1 protein-coding gene and 1 pseudogene are annotated in these 425 nt (G+C 62.4%); both read left to right on the forward strand.

Features of this window, described 5'->3' with window-relative positions:
• The coding region (locus B3V69_RS05700) for a lipopolysaccharide assembly protein LapA domain-containing protein (RefSeq protein WP_296444614.1) at window positions 1-196 on the forward strand (196 nt) is incomplete at its 5' end.
• Window positions 186-425 (forward strand): annotated as a pseudogene (locus B3V69_RS05705) (lipopolysaccharide assembly protein LapB); the annotation flags it as partial. The gene B3V69_RS05700 and the pseudogene B3V69_RS05705, both read left to right, overlap by 11 nt.

Consider the following 425-nt stretch of genomic DNA (forward strand, 5'->3'; position numbering starts at 1 on the left):
TGGCACCCAGTGGCGTGCGCCGCAGGTGTTGGTGGTGCTGACCGTTTTCGCGGCGGGAGTGGTCGTGGGCGTTCTGGGGATGGTGCCGCGCTGGTGGAAACATCGCCGCGCCGCCACCCGCGCACGTCAGGCAACGTTGACTGTCGATACCGACAAATCACAAATGACGTCGGCGCCCGCCCCGCATGGACTTTGACCTGAGCTGGATACTGCTGGGCCTGCCCCTGGCCTTTGTGCTGGGCTGGCTCGCCTCGCGCCTTGATCTGCGCCAGCTGCGCATTGAAAACCATCAGGCCCCCAAAGCCTATTTCAAGGGCTTGAACTTTTTGCTCAATGAGCAGCAGGACCAGGCGATTGACGCCTTCATTGAAGCGGTGCAAAACGACCCGGACACCTCGGAGTTGCACTTCGCGCTGGGCAACCTG

The organism is Rhodoferax sp. UBA5149, assembly GCF_002413825.1.
In the GTDB taxonomy this organism is placed as follows: Bacteria; Pseudomonadota; Gammaproteobacteria; order Burkholderiales; family Burkholderiaceae_C; genus Rhodoferax.